This window comes from Pseudonocardia sp. ICBG1034 (genome assembly GCF_020131375.1).
Classification (GTDB): domain Bacteria; phylum Actinomycetota; class Actinomycetes; order Mycobacteriales; family Pseudonocardiaceae; genus Pseudonocardia; species Pseudonocardia alni.
The window spans coordinates 36,180-55,275 of the sequence record NZ_JAHLEK010000010.1 but is presented as its reverse complement, the minus strand read 5'-3'; the positions used below and the strand labels follow the sequence as shown (position 1 = coordinate 55,275).

At 68.8% G+C, this 19,096-nt stretch carries 20 protein-coding genes and 3 pseudogenes; 6 read left to right on the top strand and 17 right to left on the bottom strand.

Annotated features, from left to right (window positions below; all coding sequences use genetic code 11):
- Window positions 1-37: 37 nt before the first annotated feature.
- The 10 genes and pseudogenes from KPF22_RS00780 to KPF22_RS00740 form a co-directional block, all read right to left on the bottom strand.
- Window positions 38-766 (bottom strand): annotated as a pseudogene (locus KPF22_RS00780) (DUF4158 domain-containing protein).
- An 891-nt stretch (window positions 767-1,657) separates the two neighbouring features.
- Complete coding sequence (locus KPF22_RS00775; RefSeq protein WP_374107443.1) at window positions 1,658-1,927, bottom strand: transposase; 270 nt, start codon at window positions 1,925-1,927, stop codon at window positions 1,658-1,660.
- Complete coding sequence (locus KPF22_RS31725) at window positions 1,912-2,037, bottom strand: hypothetical protein (RefSeq protein WP_255624024.1); 126 nt, start codon at window positions 2,035-2,037, stop codon at window positions 1,912-1,914. Before KPF22_RS31725 ends, KPF22_RS00775 begins: the two co-directional genes overlap by 16 nt.
- 113 nt (window positions 2,038-2,150) lie before the next feature.
- The gene (locus KPF22_RS00770) at window positions 2,151-3,611 is read right to left on the bottom strand and encodes a cytochrome P450 (protein WP_100877177.1); all 1,461 of its coding nucleotides are present in this window, start codon (window positions 3,609-3,611) and stop codon (window positions 2,151-2,153) included.
- Between the two features lie 417 nt (window positions 3,612-4,028).
- The gene (locus tag KPF22_RS00765; protein ID WP_208622863.1) at window positions 4,029-5,069 is read right to left on the bottom strand and encodes a BtrH N-terminal domain-containing protein; all 1,041 of its coding nucleotides are present in this window, start codon (window positions 5,067-5,069) and stop codon (window positions 4,029-4,031) included.
- A gap of 53 nt (window positions 5,070-5,122) precedes the next feature.
- Window positions 5,123-5,572, bottom strand: coding sequence for a PaaI family thioesterase (locus tag KPF22_RS00760; RefSeq protein WP_224400935.1), 450 nt, complete (start codon window positions 5,570-5,572; stop codon window positions 5,123-5,125).
- Between the two features lie 167 nt (window positions 5,573-5,739).
- Window positions 5,740-6,039: a ferredoxin gene (locus tag KPF22_RS00755; RefSeq protein WP_224400934.1), complete on the bottom strand. Its 300-nt coding sequence runs from the start codon at window positions 6,037-6,039 to the stop codon at window positions 5,740-5,742.
- A gap of 75 nt (window positions 6,040-6,114) precedes the next feature.
- On the bottom strand, window positions 6,115-7,416 hold the full coding sequence (locus tag KPF22_RS00750) for a cytochrome P450 (protein WP_100877224.1): 1,302 nt from the start codon (window positions 7,414-7,416) through the stop codon (window positions 6,115-6,117).
- Between the two features lie 78 nt (window positions 7,417-7,494).
- Window positions 7,495-7,860, bottom strand: a pseudogene (locus tag KPF22_RS00745) (acyl-CoA dehydrogenase family protein).
- On the bottom strand, window positions 7,860-9,017 hold the full coding sequence (locus tag KPF22_RS00740; RefSeq protein ID WP_100877225.1) for an acyl-CoA dehydrogenase family protein: 1,158 nt from the start codon (window positions 9,015-9,017) through the stop codon (window positions 7,860-7,862). The pseudogene KPF22_RS00745 and the gene KPF22_RS00740 overlap by 1 nt, the downstream one beginning before the upstream one ends.
- Before the next feature lie 384 nt (window positions 9,018-9,401).
- Between KPF22_RS00740 and KPF22_RS00735 the strand changes: the two genes are divergently transcribed.
- Entirely contained in the window at window positions 9,402-10,031 is a 630-nt protein-coding gene (locus KPF22_RS00735) for a TetR/AcrR family transcriptional regulator (RefSeq protein WP_100877180.1), read from the top strand.
- Between the two features lie 373 nt (window positions 10,032-10,404).
- Here KPF22_RS00735 and KPF22_RS00730 read toward each other — a convergent pair whose 3' ends face one another.
- Window positions 10,405-11,040, bottom strand: a complete 636-nt coding sequence (locus KPF22_RS00730; RefSeq protein ID WP_157818132.1) for a TetR/AcrR family transcriptional regulator — start codon at window positions 11,038-11,040, stop codon at window positions 10,405-10,407.
- 960 nt (window positions 11,041-12,000) lie between these two features.
- Here KPF22_RS00730 and KPF22_RS33525 point away from each other — a divergent pair.
- A pseudogene (locus tag KPF22_RS33525) lies at window positions 12,001-12,300 on the top strand (site-specific integrase); the annotation flags it as partial.
- 292 nt (window positions 12,301-12,592) lie between these two features.
- Here the strand turns inward: KPF22_RS33525 and KPF22_RS00720 are convergent.
- The 5 genes from KPF22_RS00720 to KPF22_RS33520 all read right to left on the bottom strand — a co-directional run bounded on the left by KPF22_RS00720 (window position 12,593) and on the right by KPF22_RS33520 (window position 14,068).
- Window positions 12,593-12,976: a hypothetical protein gene (locus tag KPF22_RS00720; protein WP_224400982.1), complete on the bottom strand. Its 384-nt coding sequence runs from the start codon at window positions 12,974-12,976 to the stop codon at window positions 12,593-12,595.
- Window positions 12,973-13,170, bottom strand: a complete 198-nt coding sequence (locus tag KPF22_RS00715; RefSeq protein WP_100877226.1) for a type II toxin-antitoxin system HicA family toxin — start codon at window positions 13,168-13,170, stop codon at window positions 12,973-12,975. Before KPF22_RS00715 ends, KPF22_RS00720 begins: the two co-directional genes overlap by 4 nt.
- A gap of 64 nt (window positions 13,171-13,234) precedes the next feature.
- The gene (locus tag KPF22_RS00710) at window positions 13,235-13,384 is read right to left on the bottom strand and encodes a hypothetical protein (protein WP_157818134.1); all 150 of its coding nucleotides are present in this window, start codon (window positions 13,382-13,384) and stop codon (window positions 13,235-13,237) included.
- A gap of 64 nt (window positions 13,385-13,448) precedes the next feature.
- The gene (locus KPF22_RS00705) at window positions 13,449-13,877 is read right to left on the bottom strand and encodes an ABC transporter permease subunit (RefSeq protein ID WP_224400933.1); all 429 of its coding nucleotides are present in this window, start codon (window positions 13,875-13,877) and stop codon (window positions 13,449-13,451) included.
- Window positions 13,878-13,879: 2 nt separating this feature from the next.
- Complete coding sequence (locus KPF22_RS33520) at window positions 13,880-14,068, bottom strand: putative RNA methyltransferase (protein WP_357461251.1); 189 nt, start codon at window positions 14,066-14,068, stop codon at window positions 13,880-13,882.
- Here KPF22_RS33520 and KPF22_RS31720 point away from each other — a divergent pair.
- Complete coding sequence (locus KPF22_RS31720) at window positions 14,037-14,165, top strand: hypothetical protein (protein WP_255624023.1); 129 nt, start codon at window positions 14,037-14,039, stop codon at window positions 14,163-14,165. The two genes, KPF22_RS33520 and KPF22_RS31720, sit on opposite strands and share 32 nt — an antisense overlap.
- Before the next feature lie 56 nt (window positions 14,166-14,221).
- Window positions 14,222-14,893 (top strand): hypothetical protein, encoded by a 672-nt coding sequence (locus KPF22_RS00700; protein WP_100877183.1) that lies wholly within the window; start codon window positions 14,222-14,224, stop codon window positions 14,891-14,893.
- Window positions 14,894-15,281: 388 nt separating this feature from the next.
- Here the strand turns inward: KPF22_RS00700 and KPF22_RS33515 are convergent, their stop codons facing one another.
- Entirely contained in the window at window positions 15,282-16,706 is a 1,425-nt protein-coding gene (locus KPF22_RS33515) for an Lsr2 family protein (RefSeq protein ID WP_374107442.1), read from the bottom strand.
- A 409-nt stretch (window positions 16,707-17,115) separates the two neighbouring features.
- On the opposite strand from KPF22_RS33515, the gene KPF22_RS00690 reads away from it, so the two are divergent.
- Together KPF22_RS00690 and KPF22_RS00685 are read left to right on the top strand one after the other, a co-directional pair.
- Window positions 17,116-18,024, top strand: a complete 909-nt coding sequence (locus KPF22_RS00690) for an aminoglycoside phosphotransferase family protein (protein ID WP_100877184.1) — start codon at window positions 17,116-17,118, stop codon at window positions 18,022-18,024.
- A 337-nt stretch (window positions 18,025-18,361) separates the two neighbouring features.
- Complete coding sequence (locus KPF22_RS00685; RefSeq protein WP_100877185.1) at window positions 18,362-19,012, top strand: hypothetical protein; 651 nt, start codon at window positions 18,362-18,364, stop codon at window positions 19,010-19,012.
- Window positions 19,013-19,096 lie beyond the last annotated feature (84 nt).

The window sequence follows — 19,096 nt, the reverse complement described above, 5'->3', positions numbered from 1 at the left end:
GTCAGCTTGTCGATCTCGGTGAGCATGCTCTCTAAGCTCACCGCGCCCTGCTCGCTGCGGATCCCAGCAGCTCCGGACCCGCACCCGCCGCGTCCGACCTGGTCACCGTGCCCGCATCACCGGCTGCGCCGGCGTCGTCTGCGTCGTCGACGGCGTCCTGGTCGAGCTCCACCACGGCCGCTGCGTCGCCCTCGTCCACCGCGGTGTCCACGGCGGCGTCGACGAGCTCGCGAACTCGCGTGGACTGCGGGGCGGCGAGCCGTCCGGCGATCCGGTCGAACAGCGTCTCCTCGGCCCGGTACAGCGCGACCGACACGATCCGCCCCACCCGATCCGGTGTCGGCGGCTCGATCCGTTCGTCGCGGCAGCGCCCCAGCAGCACCTCCCGCACCAGCTCTGGGCGCCGCTCGGCCCGCGCCACGTGCGCGATCAGCCAGTCGATCAGCTTCTCGGAGTCCTCCACCGAGCACTCCCGAAACCCCAGCACCCGGCGCACCTCGGCCCGATGCACCCGAGCCGTCCGGCTCGACTAGTCGTAGTAACCCAGCTCCGAAGCCGGCACCCCGACCTGGCCGAAGACGAACTGGACCACCTCGTCACCGAACTCCGAACGCCCCGCCGGGAACCGGCCCGCGCGCACGAAGAACTTCAGCATCAGCGCGAACCCCAGCCGAGTCGCCCCGGCCTTGTTGCGCAACAACGCCGTCTCATCAGCCAGCAACGTGAAGTGCTCGACCAACTCGTCGAGCTCCAAGACCCGGGCCACACACGCCTCCACCACACCGGCCCCGACCAGCAGGAACCACGCTAGCGCGTGATCACCGGTGCCCGATCCCGGGCCCCCAGCGCAGATCCGCTCACTGGACACGCAGCCGATCACGCAGAGGAGCGATAACCACTCACTTCTCCTTGGTGTCGCGCTCCTTAACAGCAACCCGTCTACCAGAAGCTGTCCCAGCGCGGCGTCGACGCCGACCGCACCCTGCGCCAGCTAGGCACCCTGGGGATCGGCATCGAACCGGTCACCGCCACCGACGCCACCCTGTGGCCGGCCACCCGCACCGCCGGACTCTCGCTCGGCGACCGGTGCTGCCTGGCCCTGGCCACCCGCCTCACCGGACCCGCGATCACCGCCGACACCGCCTGGACACAGCTCGAGGTCGGCGTGACGGTCGTACCCATCTGCTAGACCTACAGGTGCACCACCGTGCACCCGGCCACTCGAGGGAGAGCCACGATGAGACGCTCCTGGTCACGGTCCAGCTGGTCGTGCTCGCGGTCCTGGTCCTGACGGTCGCCCACGCCATCTATCGCGGGAACACCGTGCCCGACCTCAGCCCTGATGGCGCAAACTGAGTCTCTCCACTCCCGCTAGATCAACTGCCCCAGGTTGAGCTGGACGGGGCCCGGCGTGGCGTCGGGACCGAGACAGGTTGCCGCTGAGCTGCCGTGATGAGTGGTCGTCGGCGGAGTGGTGGGAGGCCCGGGTGTTGTCCTGGCCGCGGCATCGCTACCGCTCCAACCGTTGCCGCAAGACGGGGTGCCGTTAAGGGGCGCGACACCAAGGAAAAGTGAGTAGCTATCGCACTCTGGTGTTGTTGCCTGGCGTGTCCGGGGTGCGGGGACCCAGTCCGGGGCCGGGGTCGGCTGCCGATGATCACGCGCTAGCGTGGTTCCTGCTGGTCGGGGCCGGTGTGGTGGAGGCGTGCGTGGCCCGGGTCCTGACCGGGTCGAAGCTGGCGTCGCGGTCGCGCAGGACCTCGATTCGTACCGGGCCGATCTCGGTCAGCGCGGTCTTGGCGCGGGTGCCGTTGCGGGAGTTGCCGCTGTCGTGTCTGGCCCGGTCGTGAGGCTCGTAGCCCAGGTGCTCGCTCATCTCGGCCTCGAGCGCGGTCTCCAGCACCGCCTTGGTCAGCCCGGCGAGCAACGCGCCCGGCCGACGAGCTCCACGCCGTCGGCGCGAGCCGCTTCCACGAGCTGCTGGGCGAGTTGTCGCTGATCAATGCGGTCGGGCACAAGTTCGATCGTGCTGGTCATAGCTGTTCCTCCCGCCGAGCTGCGCTTGGCGTGTCGGACCCGTTACATCCAAGACCGGACAGTCCCAGTCACCGCAGCTCGTCCATGTGCCGGTCGGTTGACAGGTGAGGTGATCAGTGCAGAGGGCGAAGGTGCATGAGTAGTCCGTCGGCCGGGACCGGTAGGGAGGTGTTGTCCCAGCGCGGGCGGTACGCGGGGTCGACGCTCCAACGGTGGGCGCGCAGCATCTCGTGCATGATGGCGGTTACCTCGAGGCTGCCGAAGAGCATGCCGATGCACTTGTGCACTCCGCCGCCGAAGGGGATCCACGCGTCTCGGTGGTTCTTGTCTTCGCGTCGGGGCTCCGCGAAGCGGTCGGGGTCGAACGTGTCCGGCTCGCTCCAGCACGACGGATCGAAATGGTTGACGGCTCCGGCAACCATGATCAGTTGCCCCGCCGGTATGTGGTGTCCGCAGACGGCGGTGTCCGCCACGGTGCGGCGCATCACCACCGGCACCGGCGCGATAAGTCGCAGGGATTCCTTGATCACGCGGTTCAGCGTGTCCAGCGATTCCAGGGCTGCGCGGTCGGGCGGGGCGTCTCCGAGCGCAATCGATTCGGCGCGCGCTTGCTCCTGCCACTCCGGGTTCGCGCCGAGTAGGTAGGCGGCGGCAGAGCTTGTGATGGTCGATGTATCGTGGGCGGCCATCATGAGAAAGATCATGTGATTGATGACGTCGTCATCAGAGAAGGTCTCGCCGTCCGGTGTTCGAGCCTGACATAGCGCTGAGAACAAGTCGGCCCCGTTACTGGCCCGTTTGGCGGCGATGTTCGCCTGGAAGTACCGTTCGAGAACGCGACGACCACGAAGGCCGGCGTGCCAACGTGTGCCTGGGAGGTCCCATTTCACGATGCTGCTGGCCGCACGGACACAGTCCACGAAGGCTTTGTTGACCTCCTCGGCTTCCGGTCCGGGCCGTTCATTCATGAATACTCGGGTGGCGACATCAAGCGTGAGGCTTTTTAGGGCAGGGTAGAGGCGGATGGGTGCATCTTGTCGCCACGTCGGCACGGTCTCCCGGACGCAGGCAACGGTTTCGTCGGTGTAACCCCGCAGGCGTTCGGCGGTGAAGGCTTCCTGCATCACTCGGCGGTGAAAGCGGTGCTCATCGAAATCTAGGAGCATCAGTCCGCGGTGAAAGAAATTGTCGATTAAGAAGCGCCAGCCCGCCTGCGAGAAGGCCTTGTCGGCGTTCGTGAGTACAGCGTGCGTCGCCTCCGGTCCAGCGACCTGGACGACGCGCTCACCTAGGAACCCGGTCCAGGAGACCGGGCCGTACCGCTCGAATCGCGCACGAGTGAATTCGGAGCCGAAGCGGATGTACTCGAGTGTGCGGCCGAGCCCAGGCAGGCCCTGATCGCCGAGAACGGGCAAGAGGCCTGAGCCTGGCGGTGGCGCAGCGAGGGGCGTGCCCGACGCATGGCGTACCTGGTCGAGCAGGCGCCGATCGATCTCAGTAGGTAGAGGAGCGAGCAGTGCTGAGGACATTCGTTCGCGGACGGCGCGTCGAGCGTAGTTGGTGAGGGTGGTCATGCGAGCTCCTTCGGCGATACGTCATGCGATGACTTCAACTGGACCGCGAACAGATGGACGGATGCGCTCGATGCACTGGGAGGATATTTGTAGCGACCGCCTCCAGAATGGGCGACGCCCCAGTAATCACCGAGACTGGATAGAGCAGCGGACTTGTTTTCAAGAGTCGGGCCTGGCACCGAGCGACGCTGTCTGAAGCTGAGCCGAACAACGAGCGCCCTCGTGCGGTGGAACTAGTCGGAGTCGATGCCCATGAGCACCTTTCTGCGCGCGCCCTATCTCGCCTCGAACGGCCGATTCCCTGAAACCCGACTCTGTCCGTCCAGGCCCGTGATGGCCAATCATCAGAAGGTCGGTGACCTCCACCTGGCACCGCACCAAGGGGGGTCCGGCCGGCGAGCGGCGGCCGGTCAGCCCTCAGGAGGCGAGGACGCGGGCGAGGTCCTGGAGGTGATGTGCGCCGTCGGTCTCAAGTTGTGGCAGGCGGCGGGCGCGGTCTTGGACGTTGCGCCAGCGAGTGGCCGGGGGACCCGCCGTCTTGTCGACGGCTCGGGCGGCGATCTCTGACCAGGTACCGGCGAGTTCCTCGTAGATAACGGCGGCGGGGTGGGCGCGCGCGTCGATGTCGGTGAGTTCGGCGAGGAACTGTGCTTGGAGGCGGCGGAATAGGCCGCCGCCGGTTCCAGCCTTCTCGATGAACACCGCGAGGGTGCTCAGGGCGGCGTGCAGGTCGTGCTCGGGGGTCTCCCCGGTACGGTCGAGGACGTCGGGCCATGCCTCGAGGTCGGCGAGGAAGGTGGCGACGCCGCCGAGACCGTGGCCAGCAGCTGGCGCCCCGGGGACGGTGATGATGTTGCCGTCGGTGGGGGCAGTCATGGACTGTGCGGATTGCGCGCAAGCGCTCGCGGCGGCGGTGCGTTGGTCGGGCAGGGAGTCGGGGAAGCGCAGCGGGTAGCAGGTGTGCCTGGTCGGGGTGGGGAAGCCTGTGGAGCTGCGGGCGGCGGCCAAGGCCGCGGCGGGGATAACCTGCGGTTCGGCACGGTCGTTATCGATAACACGAACCTGTTGGCGGTTAGGTTCGTACCCAGTGACGACGATGTCGTGGCGGCTCATCTGCATGCGGACCCGGAGGTAGGGAAGCTCGCTCATGTCGGCCCAACACAGAAGGGGGCGGCCGGCGTTGAGCTCGCGGTCCAGCCAAGCGCGACCCTCGTCTGGGTCGTCGGTGTCATGGGCGAACCCAGCGATGCCGAGGCGTGTGGACAGCGATTCGGTCAGACCGCTGCCACGGCCGACGAGGTAGAACGGGGTGCCAAGCCCTGGTCCGCGTAGGTAGTTGAAGCTGAGGCATCCGCCGAGCCCGAAAACGGTGCCCTCGCTGAGCGGTTTGCCGCCCCAGGACAGACCGGCCCACTCGAGCAGGTCGCGGAGCGCACCGGAGCCGCAGTGCCCGGCCATACGATGTGGGTAGTCCTCGACTCCGATCCAGCCGTGCCCGTCTGTCGTCGTTGTCATGGAAGAGGCTGGCCTTTCACGAGTTCGGGTTCGTCGGTGTCCGCAGCTGGGATGGTCGAGGGGTTAGCGAAGACGTGGCTGATGGCCTCCGGGGAGCCATAGCGATGGAAGTGGGCGAGCGGGACCACGATGAACACAGCGCTGGCCTCGAAGCAGAGCCGACCGCTGGGGTCCGTGCCGGTCGCGTGCATGTGTAGTCGTCGGCCGTCGCGCCGCTCGAGCCGGGCCCAGATGCTGTAGGTCGTGCCGAGGACGGCAGGGGAGTGATAGTCGACCTGCAGCGATCCGGTGACGGCTGGCTCGCCGACTACGTAGAGCAGGAAGCCGAACAGGTCGTCGCAGGCGGTTGCGACCACTCCACCGTGTGCGAGACCGGGCGCGCCGACGTGCCGGGCTGTGAAGACGACGTCGGAATGGACGGCGTCATCCTTGCGGAAAACACGCATCGCGAGCCCAGCCGGGTTAGCGGGGCCACAGCCCAGGCACTGATCGCTGTGCGGAGTCAGTTCTCGAGACCCCGAGGCCGGCGCGCACTCGTCGTCGCGATCGGTTCCAGCCGCTGAGCGTGCCATTCATGGCCTCCGTCGAAGTGTGCCCGTGATATGCGATGGGATCACTCAAGCAGAGTCAGCGCGGCGGTGGGGCACACCGCCGCCGCCGATCTGATTTGCTCGCGGTGCTCCTCAGCAGGTTGATCGGTCTGCAGGTGCACGACGCCGTCGCTGCCGACCTCGAACACGTCCTCGGCTTCCAGCTCGCAGAGTCCGTGCCCAGTGCAGCGGTTGTAGTCGACCCGAACTTCGAGCATTGTGTCCTTCTCTCGCCGGTTCTCGTCTCGGCACCGGGTAAGTTCGTAGATGATTCGGCCTTCTCGGACTTCCTTACAACCCTCGTTGATGCTTTCGAGGCGCACTCCCCCGAGTGATGAGCTCGCTCAGTTTGCGCGGACCATGGTGTAGAGCTTCGCCCGAAGGGACACCCGAAAAGATCAGCCCTGGCGCCAGCAGGGCAAGCGCTTGACGACGTTGAAGAAGTTGCCAGGCGTGAGCTCGGGTTCCCCGACGACGAGGTCGGGCATGCGAGTGAGCAGCTCCGTGAAAAGCGCCTTGAGCTGGAAGCGTGCGAGCTGGTTGCCTAGGCAGTGGTGGATGCCGCCGCCGCCGAAACTGATGTGCGGGTTCGGGTGGCGGGAGAGATCGAAGTCGTGGGGGCGCTCAATGCGTGTCTCGTCCCGGTTGGCCGAGCTGTAGAACATGACCACTTTGTCGCCCGCGGTGATCTTCTGGCCGGCCAGCTCGCAGTCCCGGGCCGCAGTTCGCCGGAACGTCATGATTGGGGTCGCCCACCGCACCATCTCTTCGACCGCGTCGGGCATCCGTCCCTCGATGTCGGCCAACAGCCACGAGCGCTGCTCGGGGAACTCGGTCAACCCCAGGAGGCCGTGGCTGGTGGACTGCCGGGTTGTGTCGTTGCCGGCGATGGTGAGCAGGACGAAGAAGGCGCCAATCTCGTGGTCGGTTAGCTGCTCACCGTCGATCTCGGCCTGTGCGAGAGCTGTGATCAGGTCGTCGGTGGGGTGTTCCCGGCGCTGGCCGGTCAGCTCCGCGGCCAGGGTGTGCATGTAGGTCATCGCCTGGAACAGCGCGGTGAAGACCTCTTCACGGGTCTCGCCGACGAGCTCGGGGTCGTTCCAGCTGGTCCCGACCTTCATGTGGTGGGCGGCTTCTTGTCGCTGGCCGTCCGGCACACCCATGATGTCGTTGATGTTGTGCATCGGCAGCAGCTCGGCGCACTCAGCGACAAAGTCGGTCCGGCCGCCGTCGCGCTCTAACGCGGCGATCAGGTTGTCGACGACCTTCACGGCGTTGGCCTGGATGCGGTCGTTGATCCGGCGCATCTGCTTGGGGGTGAAGGCGGCTGCTACCAGGCGCCGCAGCTTGGTGTGTCGGGGCGGGTCCATCCCGATGATGGACTGGCCGGCTTCGACGAACTCGGCCGGAAGGTTCTCCATGAGGATGCCGGGCCCGGACAGGAAGTCCTGGTGCCGCTTGGTCACCTCCACGAGGTCGTCGTAACGGGTGACCGCCCAGAAGCCGAAGTCGTGCTCGTCCTCGAGTAGCTGCTCCTGGAACGGCGGATGCCAGGTAACCGTGCCTCGCTCGCGCAGCAGTGCGAACGTCTTCTCCCGCACGTCGGCCGAGGTCGACCAGAACGCTCGGGAGGAGATGTCCACGTCGTCGTAGGAACGGTCGGGGTTGCCGCTGGCTGAGCGGGTGACATGGTCGGTCATCGCTGACTCCTTCGTCGCACGAACCTCGGTCGACATCACGTCCACTGAGCGGAATATTGGACGGTAAGGCTTCTCATGTCAAGACATGAGAGCCTCGTACGTCCACTTTTGCTCGTGGGTGTGACGTGGCCGGGAGGCCCGATAGGCGCGTCGGTGGACCCCTATATGCCGTTCATCGTGTCGATGATCCGCATGTCGCGGAGGAAGCGGGCGCCCGATCTCCTCGGAGAGGACCACAGTGAACAGGTGGTCGGCGCCTTGCCCGGCGTAGGCCTTGTCGTACTCCAGGCCCAACCAGCCCAGTGCGCCGCGCTTGCCGAACGGCTAGTGGGTGGGCAACCTGCCGTCGCGTTCCCAGGCGTCGACGTACGGGTCGATCTCCCGCTCGACAAATGTCCGCACGGACCTCCGAAACGCGGTGTACTCCTCGGTGAAGGCGACCATCAGCCATCCAGTCCCAGTCGCGACGCGACGACCTCGTCCATGATCTCGTTCGTCCCGCCGCCGATGCCGAGGATGCGGGCGTCTCGGTAGTGCCGCTCCACCTCGACGCCATGCAAGTAGCCGGCGCCGCCGTGGAGCTGGACGGCCTCGTTGACCACCCAGTCACAGGCCTCGACCGCCTGGTTCTTTGCCATCGCCAGTTCGATGACGACGTCCTCTCCGGCTTCCCAGCGCACGAACACGTCCCGCACGTAGACCCGCGCCACCGTCGCCCGCCGCGCCATCTGGGCGATCCGGTGTCGGACGACCTGCCGGGTCGCCAGCGGCGCACCGAACGTTTCCCGCTGCCTTGCCCACGCGATCGTCAGGTCCACGCAGCGCTGCGCGGTCGCGGCTGCCTGGACCGCGAGCGAGAGCCGCTCCGAGCCGAAGCGCTCCATGATTTGCCGGAACCCGCTGCCCTCCGGGCCCACCAGGTTCGACACCGGCACCCGCACCTCGTCCAGGGAGATCGTCGCGGTGTCCGAGCAGTGCCAGCCCATCTTGCGCAGCGCGGTGCGGTGCACCCCGAGGCGGTCGGTCTCGATCACCAGCAGTGAGATCCCGCGGTGGCCGGGGCCACCCGTGCGCACCGCCGTCGTAACGAAATCTGCGCGGGTACCGGAGGTGATGAAGGTCTTCGCGCCGGTCACCACGTAGTTCTCGCCGTCGCGTACCGCGCGAGTGGTGATGCCTGCGACGTCGGACCCGGTGCCCGGCTCAGTAATGCCCAGCGAGCCGATCAGCTCGCCGAGCAGGGCGGGACGAACAAAGCGATCGGCGAGCTCCGGCGTACCGAACGAGGCGATGTGCGGGCAGGCGATCCCATGGGTGAACAGGCCCGCGACCACCCCGCTTGAGCCGCCCGCGAGAATCAGCTCCTCAGTAGCGATCGCCGAGTCGAGGTGCACGCCCTCGCCGCCGACCGCCTCGGGGAATCCCAGCGCCAGGAGCCCCAGCGCTCCAGCCCGCGCGTGCAGCGAGCGCGGCATCGCACCGGCGTCCTCCCACGCCGCGAGGGAGGGCAGGATCTCCCGCTCGGTAAAGCGGCGGACCAGGGCCCGCAGCTCACGGCGCTCCTCGGTGTCCCACACGGCGTGGGCGAGCGTCGCGGTCACCGCAGCACCGCCGTGGGCGAGGCGGGCGACCCGCACCCGGGATCTTCACGTCCCGGGCGCAGCGGAAGTTGGTCGAGTCCGCGGAAGGACAGGGCGCGCCGCCACTGCGGCGCTCCTGCGACGGTGAGGTGAGGGAAGCGGGAATCGCTGAGTAAGGTCTCAAGCAGTCCCTGCTCCAACGCGACGTCGGCCTCTCCTGCTGCCCCAGCGGCCGAGCTCATCGGGCGACCCGGCCTTCGGCGGCGCAGTACCCAGGGTCCAGGACTCGAACGGCCCACCAGCGGACATCAGCCATGAGCGCACGATGGGCGCAGCGCCGCCAGGTGTCAAGACGTACAGATACGATGTGTCCAGTTCTGAGGGAGATCAGTACACTCCAGAGCCATGAGGGCTGCGGATGACAGCGGACGACGTCAGACCATCGAGGCTGCCCTCTCCGTCGCCGCCGAGGAAGTGGCCGCTCACGGATGGGACGGCCTGCAGATGCAGACCGTCGCCGCCCGCGTGGGCGTCAGCCGCCAGACCCTCTACAACGCGTTCACCAACAAGCACGGACTCGCCCAAGCGCTCGTCCTCCGGCTCACCGAGCAGTTCCTCGCCGGTGTCGAGGATGCTCTGACGCGGGCGGACGACATCGTCGGGCAATGGCGCGCGGCCGTTCTCTACACCCTCAAGACAGCCGCAGCCGACCCGCTGCTCAAGGCTGTCCTCACTGCCGAGAGCCGCGACGAACTGCTACCCCTGCTGACCAGCGACGCCGGACCGGTCATCAACGTCGCCCGCCAACGACTCGCCGGAGCGATCCTGACCGCACGCCCCGACGTCGACCCGGCCACCGCACGCCACGCCGCCGAGACCGCCACACGACTGGCCATCAGCCACATCGTCCTCCCGCTCCACCCCAACGAGGAGGCCGCCGCTCTCATTGCGACCATCGTGGACCGCTACATCGGAACACCAACAGCCCTCGGGCTGACGACGCGACCATCACCCGCTGGTCGCTCGGGAGCCTGACCCGGTTCCCCGGACACGATCCGTGTGCTGATCATGCCGCGGTAGCGGCGATGGCGTGAAGTCATTCGTAGTCGGCGGGGGCGAGGTGGCCGATGCTGCTGTGGCGTCGGCGGGGGTTGTACCAGACCACGCCGAAAAAGTTCACGCTCTCCGAGCGGGGCCGGGAAGATGTGGGTCAGCAGCTCGTCATTTGACCCGGCGGCCCGCCGCGGCGCAGCTAGAGTGCGAGACGCAGAACAAGATCGTCGGAGTCTAAATGATCCAGCTACGTGGCTGCCGCTGAATCTAGATATCTAGATCGGCACAGTAAATCTTGGCTCAATTAAGGTCAGCTGCGCTAATTGGTCGAGGCCGCTCGCCGGATGCGGGGCCGTCAATGCGACCGTAGACGACCATGACCGGTCACAATCTCCACATGCCGGGCGAGTAAGGAGACCAGGTCGCGCCGGTCGCACGAGAACGTCCCTGTCGATGCCAGTCCCATCGCAACGGCCCGCACGACGGTCGCGGCCCGGACGGCGTCAGCCGTCGCAGGGGTGTCGTCTTCGCCATGGGCTGCGCGAACGATGACGTCCTGCCACATCAGGTCGACTGCCGCGACTGCTGCGACTGTGATCTCGCCCGGCCAGCATCGGATCGCGCGCTCCAGCGCAGGTGGGTGGGAGAGCAGTACCTGGATGACCCTGGCGGGGTCCGGCGGGTTGGCTCCGGCGAGCTGTTGTATCGCGTTGTGGTGCGTCTCCACCCATCGCATGACCACCGCCCGGAGGTAGGCCGACCATGTCGGGAAATGGTGGTAGAAAGAACCGGTAGTACTACCCAGCTCGTTGCACACCCGTCGTACCGACAGGGCGCGATTGCTTCCGTTCTCGTCGAGGATCCGTAGCCCGACGGCGAGGTAGTCGCCTGGTGCGAGGGGGGAGGCCGCGCGCTCGGTCACGGTGTCGAAGACGATGCAATCCTCCGGCACCTGATCCGCGAGCCCCTCACGCTCCACGACGCTCGTCACCTGCATCCGCTTCAGCAGGTCCGCGTCGGCAACTGGAGGCATATCGTGGGAACCGGGCAAGGGGTACCAGAACCATGGTCGACACCTCGTCGTCGTCGATTATTGCGGCGGACCGGCTGTGATGGTCAGTCGCGCGCAGCCAGGCGCCTCGGTCACGCAGCAGGCAGGGTAGCGCCTAAGCATTGTGTCGTCATCGCGTGCGCCGTCGGCTACGCCCACTCCCGGCCGTAGCCGGGGGCTTCTGCGCTCTGCTGCGATGGTGGGGCCTCGGGCCGTCCAGGCTGGCGTGCGCCAGGGGGTATTGCACCGCTCAGCGCCGGGTCATTCTCTATGGCCTACCGTCGTTGGGGGCTGTACACCGGCGGCAGAAGCTCGAGCATGGCGCATCTATACACCGGGCTGACCAGAGGAACGGGGGGGGGTCGGATGCGGGTCGGCGCAGCCGCCTGGAGAAGAAGGCTAACCCAGGATCCCCGCGGCTACGGCCCTGCTACGGGGCTCACAACCCGAGCCGGGTCACGGCGTTATCAGCGAGTGGGGCGTGGTCGTAGGTTTCGATCATGGAGTCGCTGGTGTGGCGGGTCTGGCGGCGTACCGAGCGGCGGTCGGCGCCGTTACGGCGGGCGGTGGTGACAAACCTGGCCTCCACTGATCTGCCTCGTCCTCACCCTGCTCACTCCCGCCTGGCTGAGGGCCAAGGCCCGGTCCGGCGGGCACCGGGAGCGGAACGAGCTGCTCGCCGAGTCCTACCGCCGGTACCTGCCTCGCCGCGATGGCGGGTAGTCCGGCACACGCCGAACTGGCCGGACACTGCACGGTCGTCGCCCCGCGCCCAGGGGCCCTTGCCCGGGCCCGGAGGAGACCTCGGAGACCGCCAGTCAGCGCCGCCACCGCCGCACACTGCGTCGTCGCGGCGCGGGTCCCAGGTGAAGCCGGACCGGTCCGCTACCGTGGCTGATCGTGTCCAATGGCCAGTCCCGCGAGCTCACCGCCGCGGCCGCGGCCGCCGGGCTGGTGCCCGTCACCGACCTCGACGGCGGCCCGCTCTCGGTCGAGGAGGCCGCCTACGGCCAAGCCTCGAAGGCCGCGGCGACCATCGAGGCCTACCGCGCCGACTGGGACGAGTTCTGCGACTGGTGCGCCGGCGCACACCATGCGCCTGCACCCGCCCCACCGGCCGCGGTCAGCGGGTACCTGACCGCCCTGGCTCGAGCCGGAGCGAAGGTCTCCACCATGAGCCGGCGCATGGCCGCGGTCCGGTTCTTCCACGCCCTGCAGGACCTACCCGACCCGACCAGCCCGGCCCGGGTCACCACGGTCTGGGAGGGCATCCGGCGCGTCCATGGCGCCCCACCCGATCAGGCGCCGCCGCTGATGCCCCCACAGCTGTTCGACCTAGTCGCAGCCACCGCCATCACCCGCGACTTCCGCACCCGCCCATCAGAGCCGGAACTGGCTGGCGCCCGCGACCGCGCCCTGCTGCTGATCGGGTTCTTCTGGCGGGCTCGGTCGCTCAAGACGCTGGCCACCAACCGGCTATCCTCTTCCCACGTCACCGGGACGCCTTCCGCAGGTCCGACACTCGGGACCGGGACAGCTGAAGGACGCGAGCGATCTCCGTCCCGGACAGCCCGAGGTCGTCGAGCAGCGCGACGGCGGCGCGGGACTCCTTCGCCGCGGCCTCCTGCTCCAGCTGCGCGGCCCGGGTCCGGGCACGGGCCGCGGTGATGCGCTCCTGCACCGCCGAGTCGAACACCGGCCGGATCTCGACCGGGGCGTCACCGTCGCGGTCGTCGAGCGCGAGATAATCCCGCACCATCGCCTCCGCCCCACCGAGGGTCCGAGACTGCGTCACCCCGACCTCGGCGCCGTGCTCGTCGGCGATGTGGAGTTCCCATCCGCGCTCCCACCGGCGCGCGGTCACGAAGTACCTCACTGCAACCACCCTTCCGGCAGGCACGCCATGCGCTTGCCGATGCTGCGCACCACCCCGGGCGAGATGGTGCGATGCCGGGGGACCGGCGTGGTGTGGGCGCCGCAGGGGCAGCCCCACTTGTTGTGCGGTCCGGCCTCGGACAGCACGCGGCAGTCGTGAGTGAGGAGGGCCCGCTCGACGTCGCGGAGCTTCATGGACGGGACCACACCGACGAGGGTACGCCCCGGAAGGACTGCCGTGTCCACCCCGGGTGGACAACTACGGCTGTGCGCCGAGCCCTGACCCGCCGCGCCGGAGCTTCCCCGACGCGAAATCGACGAGGATCTCGTCCCCGAACGCCAGGTCGCCCCGCGCCGCGGGGGTGTTCTCGACGGCACCTCCGCAGGCCGACACCAGGAGCGTGGCCACGGTTGCGAGTGTGAGCAGGGTCAGGGTGCGCAGCCGGCGGGACCGTCCCCGGGGCGCAGTCGTGTCAGGCACCGTTGCCTACGGAGCCCGCGCCGAACCGGCGGGGCAGGTAGCTGAGCAGGAACATGATCGCGCAGTAGACGAGCGCGGTCGCCGAGGCCTCGCGCAGGGCGCCGCCGTTCTCGAACTGGTCGTAGATGGCGATCGAGAGGATCTCGGTGTCGGTGGTGTAGGGGAACAGCGGGACGGTCAGCTCCCGCATGCTGAGCATGAGCAGCAGCAGGAACGTGGACAGGACCGCGACGCGCAGCAGCGGCAGAGTGATCACTGCGACGGCCCGGCTGCGGCGGGCGCCCAGCATCACGGCGCTGTCCTCCAGGTCACGGTCGGTGGACCGGATCGAGGCCGCGATGCCACGGAAGCCCTGCGGCATCTGGACCGCGACGAACCCGATGATCAGGACCCAGAGCGTGCCGTACACCGGCAGCGGCATGATCAGCCAGGTCCACAGCAGATGAGAGCGGTGATGGTGGAGCGCAGCGGCCGGTAATGGTCGCCGGTCAGAAAGGCCTCGCGGTCGTCGACCATCGCTGCGGTGTCGCCGCGGTGGCGCCGGCGCCCGGGCAGCAGTGACAGATGCCCGGTCCGGGCGATGTCGAACGCATGCCCGGACGGGCACCGCATGGTGCGGCTGGCGCGGTTCAACGGGCTGGCGCAGTGCGGGCAGGTCAGCCACTTCGCGACCGCGTCGAGTGCGCGGCTGGCGTCACCTGAGGAGTAGCGGTGCCGGCCCGCCGGCGATCGCGGTCCTGTGGTCTCAGCTGTCAGACTCAGACGATGGGACCTGCTCCACCCCACGATCGCGGCCACCCTCCGATCGACTTCCCGTTCTTCGGGGGCTTCCCGTGGACGGGCCCGACCTGGGTCGAGTTCTACGAAGGCGCGCTCGGCTACCCGATGACCACTCTCTGGCTGGGGCACCGGGTCGAGAACGGCCGTGCCCACATCTCCGTGGGCACGAACACCTACCGACCCGGCGGAATCGAGCTGGGCGAGGAGCTCGCCTTCGGCAGCCTCTTCACGTTGTCCGAGCGCATGCGCCCAGACCGAACCGCCGTCGAGTTACCCGAGGGCTTCAACAAAGCCCAGGTCGACCACGTCTACGAGTCCTCCCAGAGGTGGCGGGAATGGCCCACCATCCCGTGCGAGGTCGACGGACGGGAAAAGGTCCTGTCCCACCGCCGCTACGCTTGGGGCTGGGCCGGGTTCATCTGCGACGTCGGGGTGGCCGGGGTCAAGCTCGTCGCCGTCGACGTCGAGCCGGACACCATCGCGTTGCGAACGGTCAGGACACCGCAGACCTACGGCTTCGACCCCTCGCAGCGGCTGTCCGTCTCCGATCTCCACGAACAAGCGGACCTGGCCGGGGACGCCCGTCTGCCACTGCCGTGGGCCGACACGGTCCATCCCGACCAGCAGGCGCTGATCGATCACCACGGTCTCGGGTGATGAGGACGGGATCTGCTGCGGGGCGCTCGGAACTCGCGGTCGGCGCTGCGCGTGCAATCGGTGGGAACGCGGTCGTCGTCGACCGGTGCCACCCGTTCGCCGCCGCGATCGACACCGACGGAGCGGTCTCTGCGACGGCCTCGTGGGCTCATCTGCTGTCCCCGCCGAACGCGTGGCACCACCCCCGCCGCCGTCTGCTGCACCTCGACGCGACCTCGGTCGCCGTGCACGACGTCGGCACTGCCACGGCCGCACGCCTGACCGACGGCCGCGACGGACCGCTCGCCGTCGAAGCGGTCGCCCTCGCCGGACTCTGTTGCCGATCATCGGCTCGGTGTAACCACCACCGATCGCCCCGGGCGCCGTCGATGTAGGCCGGCGCGCGGGACTATCCGCTGAACTGGGCGGGCTGTGGCCGCTTCGTCGGCGCGGCCTTCTCCGGCGCGGACGGCGAGGTGTTCGAGTCGTGGTCGCGGTAGGCCTCGACGACCTCGGCAGGAATACGGCCCCGCGCGGAGACGGAGTATCCGTTCTCCCGAGCCCACACACGCACCGCTTGGTTGTGGCGCCGGGCCTCGGTCGAGCCCGCCGCCGTGGCAGCGTCGCGACGTTGTGCGCGCCGGTTGCCTCCTGCGGTTCGCGCGGCGGAAACGAACGGGGCGAGCTTGTCCCGGAGCGTCGCTGCGTTGGCCGCATTGAGGTCGATCTCGAACTGCTTCCCGTCGAGGGTGAAAGCGACGGTCTCATCAGCGGTCGCGCCGTCGAGGTCGTCGATCAGCTGTACCGTTTCAATTCGCGCCACCGTGTCACCCTCTGCTGTATTGATGCTCGGCGACGAGGGTAGTGGATGCTCTCCGGGAGACATGTCTTCCCCCGGATTAGCGATACTGCGGGCCAGCGTTGTCGTGATGGCTCGGGCGGTGGCGCTTCCCGGATGATAGGCGAGGTAGGTGGCCAGGACCCGCAGGGCGGTCAGGGCCTCGTTCTCCCGCTCGACCCACTCGCTTCGGCGGGCATCGCGTGCGCTCTGCAATTCCGACTGCAGCTGACGAGACAGGGCGGTTCCTGCCACGATGACGGGGTCTGACATCACGGTCCTCTCGCACAGCGCCGGGGACGGGAAGCCGCCCGTGTTGTGCAGGTCGGACCCGCGTGCGAGCAGCATCACCCACCTGTCGCCGCGCGGCGCGATCGCGATGTCGAAGAAGCCCTCGTCCAGTCCGGCGAACACGCGCGGCGGCGTCCAACCGGTCAGGCCGTCCTCGCTCTCGACGCATTGCAGCTCGTAGTCGGGGTGCTCGCCGGGACCGATCTCGTGCGGGTTGGCCTGATACCACATCCGGTAGCGACCCCTGGAGTGAATGACGCGCGGTTCGAGCACGCTCCACCGCGGGGCGCTGCCCTCCAGCACCGGCTTTCCGCGCCGCTGCCACTGGCCGTCGGTGTGCTCCAGCACGCCGATCGCGTAGCTGCTCCCGGGCCCGTAAAGCTTGGCGTTCGCGCGGCCCGAGTAATAGATCCGAGCGCCGTTGCCCGCAGCCGGCGGGACGTAGCTCGGGGTGTGCATGCCCGCAGCGTCCCGACTGCCCTTCGGCGGGTCGGCGGTCAGCGGTCGGGCCCGGCCCCGAGGGGCGCGGTCGACCCGCCATGGACCGCTGGGACCGGTCGCCTCGTCGACCAGGTGCGCGCGGAACAGGCGGTTGCGGAACGTGGTGGTGAAGCCGCCGACGAACAGGGTCCACCGGTCATCGACGAGGTGGACGTTCGGGTCACCGACACCGAGAAGCCCTCGCGGCATCGGACCGTCAAGCATGTCCCACAGCACAATCGGCGCGGGGCTGCCCTGCGATCGCCACAGATCGGGCTGATCGGCGTCCGTGGGGGCGACCTCCTGGCCGGAGACGCGCGGCAGCGCGCTGACTCCCCTGCGGATCAGGTAGGTCGGTTCCCAGAAACTACCGCGGTGTCCGGTTCGGCAACAACCGGTTCACGCGATGCCCGCGGTTCCAGTGCAGCTACAGCGCTCGGCCGCGGCCGGCCGAGTCGCGCGCTGCCGCCGAGCGCTCGTGCCCGCGACCGCACTCGTGCCCGCGGCCCGACACGATCGCTTCACGGCGCCTGTTCACTAAGTGTGCTGAGCGAGGGTGCGGGTGAAGTCCGGGCAGTGCGCGGGCTGGCCTGGTGTGGTCTCGGTGTCGGCATGCCCCGCTACGGTCTGTTGCGTGTCGCAGACCGAGCCGGAGATCACCGAGGGCCTGGTCCGCGAGCTGCTGCAGGACCAGCATCCCGACCTGGCAGGTCTACCTCTCGGTGAGGTCGAGGGCGGCTGGGGCAACCAGATGTGGCGCCTCGGGGACACGCTCGCGGTGCGGATCCAACGCATGGACACCACCCCGGAGCCGCAACTCAAGGAACGGCGTTGGCTACCCCAGCTCGCGCCGCGACTGCCGTTACCGATCCCCGTCCCGGTCCGCACCGGCACGCCGTGTGAGCGCTTCGGGAAGCTCTGGACCGTCATGACCTGGGTGCCCGGTTGCCCGCTGGACCAGGGGGTGATCGCCCGGCCCGAGCACGCTGCTGACACCCTCGCCGCGTTCCTCCAGGCCCTGCACAGTCCGGCACCCGACGACGCACCCGAGGACGGCATTGGCCTCGGTGCCCACCCCCGCGACAGCACCGGAGGCTTCGAGCACTTCCTGGGCTCGATCGACACAGCCGCGTTCGATGTCGATACCGCCGGAGCTCGTGCGGTCTGGGAGGACGCCGTCGCCACGCCCGGGTGGGCCGGGCCGCGGGTGTGGGTGCACGGCGACTTGCACCCCGCGAACGTCGTCATCGCGGACGGGACGCTGACCGGGGTGGTCGATTTCGGGGCCCTGTTCGCCGGCGACCCCGCGGTGGATCTCGCGGCCGCCTGGGTGCTGCTCCCAGCGGGTATGGCCGAGCACTTCTTCTTCGCCTACCGAGCGGTCGACGAGGCGACGATGCGGCGTGCTCGGGGGCTGGCGCTGCTCAAGAGCTTGTTCCTGATGCTGATGGGCCAGAACGGCGAGCGCGGCCTACCCGGCGGCAAACCGGCCTGGGGACCGGCCGGCCGGGAGGCGCTGGACCGGGTCCTGAACCATGAGTGACCCGGCAAATCGAGCGGTGACCGATCGTGCGGGTCCGGGGCCTGCCGCATCACCGCCCCGGGACGCCGCAGGTGCCGGCTACGGGCGGGAGTGGGCGTTGTTCTGCGACTACGCCGCCGCGATCGGGCAACCAGCTCTGCCGACCACGGTGCCTACGCTGGTCGGGTTCTTCGCTGCAGTGCCGGCCCGCCCGGCCACCCAGGCGCGGCGGGTGCGCGCGATCGCCGCCGCTCACCGCCAGACCGGGTATCTGCTCCCTCGCCCCGAGACCGGGCCCGCCGCGCTTCCGCGGCCGCGGCCGCGGGCTGCTCGCGTGGGCGTCCCTGATCCGGGGGAGATGATCGCTGCCTGTGCGACCCGCGGCTGGCCCCACGGGCTCCATGGCCGCCGTGATGCCTTCCTCGTCGTCGCCACCGTGGTCCTGGACCTGCCGCGGGCACGGGTGCGGGAGCTGGTGCCCGCCGCGGTCACCGTCGACGACGAGGGCGTGCGGGTCGGGACGCAGCCTGTGCTTGTCGACCTCGACCCACGGCGCTGCCCGACGTGTGCCGTCGTGCGCTGGCTGGAGCTCCTCGGCGTCCTCGACGGGCTGGGCCGCGGATCGGCCCGCATGGACCTCACCCGCGCCCACGCCCCGACCGCCACCGGCCCGCACCGTCACCAGTGCCAGGGACCGCAGCGGTGGTGCGCCGCCGCCACACTCCTGCCGGCCATCGACCGCTACGGCTGGCACGACGACTACCGCCCCATCACCGCGCGCACCATCCGTACCCGGCTCGCACTCACCGCCGCCCGCGCATCACAGCCCTGCGAGCACGACGCGCCGACTCCGCACCCGCGAACACCGGCTGCGGCCGCCCCCCTGCAGGCGACCGCGGGGCGAGAAACACCCAGTCTGGAACAGGTCCTCACCCTCCTCGACAGCATCGCCGACGACGCCGACGCGCTCAACGACCGGATCATCGCGCTGCTCGAGGGAAACCCGTGAGATCCCTACGCCCTCGCCGGCCACTCTTCGCACACCCCCAGTACAGGAAGGCAGCCATGACCAGAACCGCACCCAGTACGGTCA

Bases quoted from the DNA above. Each gene is read 5' to 3' on its own strand.
- KPF22_RS31725 (WP_255624024.1), bottom strand. From the start codon at position 2,037: ATGACCAGCACGATCGAACTTGTGCCCGACCGCATTGATCAGCGACAA.
- KPF22_RS00770 (WP_100877177.1), bottom strand. From the start codon at position 3,611: ATGACCACCCTCACCAACTACGCTCGACGCGCCGTCCGCGAACGAATG.
- KPF22_RS00765 (WP_208622863.1), bottom strand. From the start codon at position 5,069: ATGGCCGGGCACTGCGGCTCCGGTGCGCTCCGCGACCTGCTCGAGTGG.
- KPF22_RS00760 (WP_224400935.1), bottom strand. From the start codon at position 5,572: ATGCGTGTTTTCCGCAAGGATGACGCCGTCCATTCCGACGTCGTCTTC.
- KPF22_RS00750 (WP_100877224.1), bottom strand. From the start codon at position 7,416: ATGACCGACCATGTCACCCGCTCAGCCAGCGGCAACCCCGACCGTTCC.
- KPF22_RS00735 (WP_100877180.1), top strand. From the start codon at position 9,402: ATGAGGGCTGCGGATGACAGCGGACGACGTCAGACCATCGAGGCTGCC.
- KPF22_RS00715 (WP_100877226.1), bottom strand. From the start codon at position 13,170: ATGAAGCTCCGCGACGTCGAGCGGGCCCTCCTCACTCACGACTGCCGC.
- KPF22_RS00705 (WP_224400933.1), bottom strand. From the start codon at position 13,877: ATGCCGCTGCCGGTGTACGGCACGCTCTGGGTCCTGATCATCGGGTTC.
- KPF22_RS31720 (WP_255624023.1), top strand. From the start codon at position 14,037: ATGTCGAACGCATGCCCGGACGGGCACCGCATGGTGCGGCTGGCGCGG.
- KPF22_RS33520 (WP_357461251.1), bottom strand. From the start codon at position 14,068: ATGCGGTGCCCGTCCGGGCATGCGTTCGACATCGCCCGGACCGGGCAT.
- KPF22_RS00700 (WP_100877183.1), top strand. From the start codon at position 14,222: ATGGGACCTGCTCCACCCCACGATCGCGGCCACCCTCCGATCGACTTC.
- KPF22_RS33515 (WP_374107442.1), bottom strand. From the start codon at position 16,706: ATGCTTGACGGTCCGATGCCGCGAGGGCTTCTCGGTGTCGGTGACCCG.
- KPF22_RS00685 (WP_100877185.1), top strand. From the start codon at position 18,362: ATGATCGCTGCCTGTGCGACCCGCGGCTGGCCCCACGGGCTCCATGGC.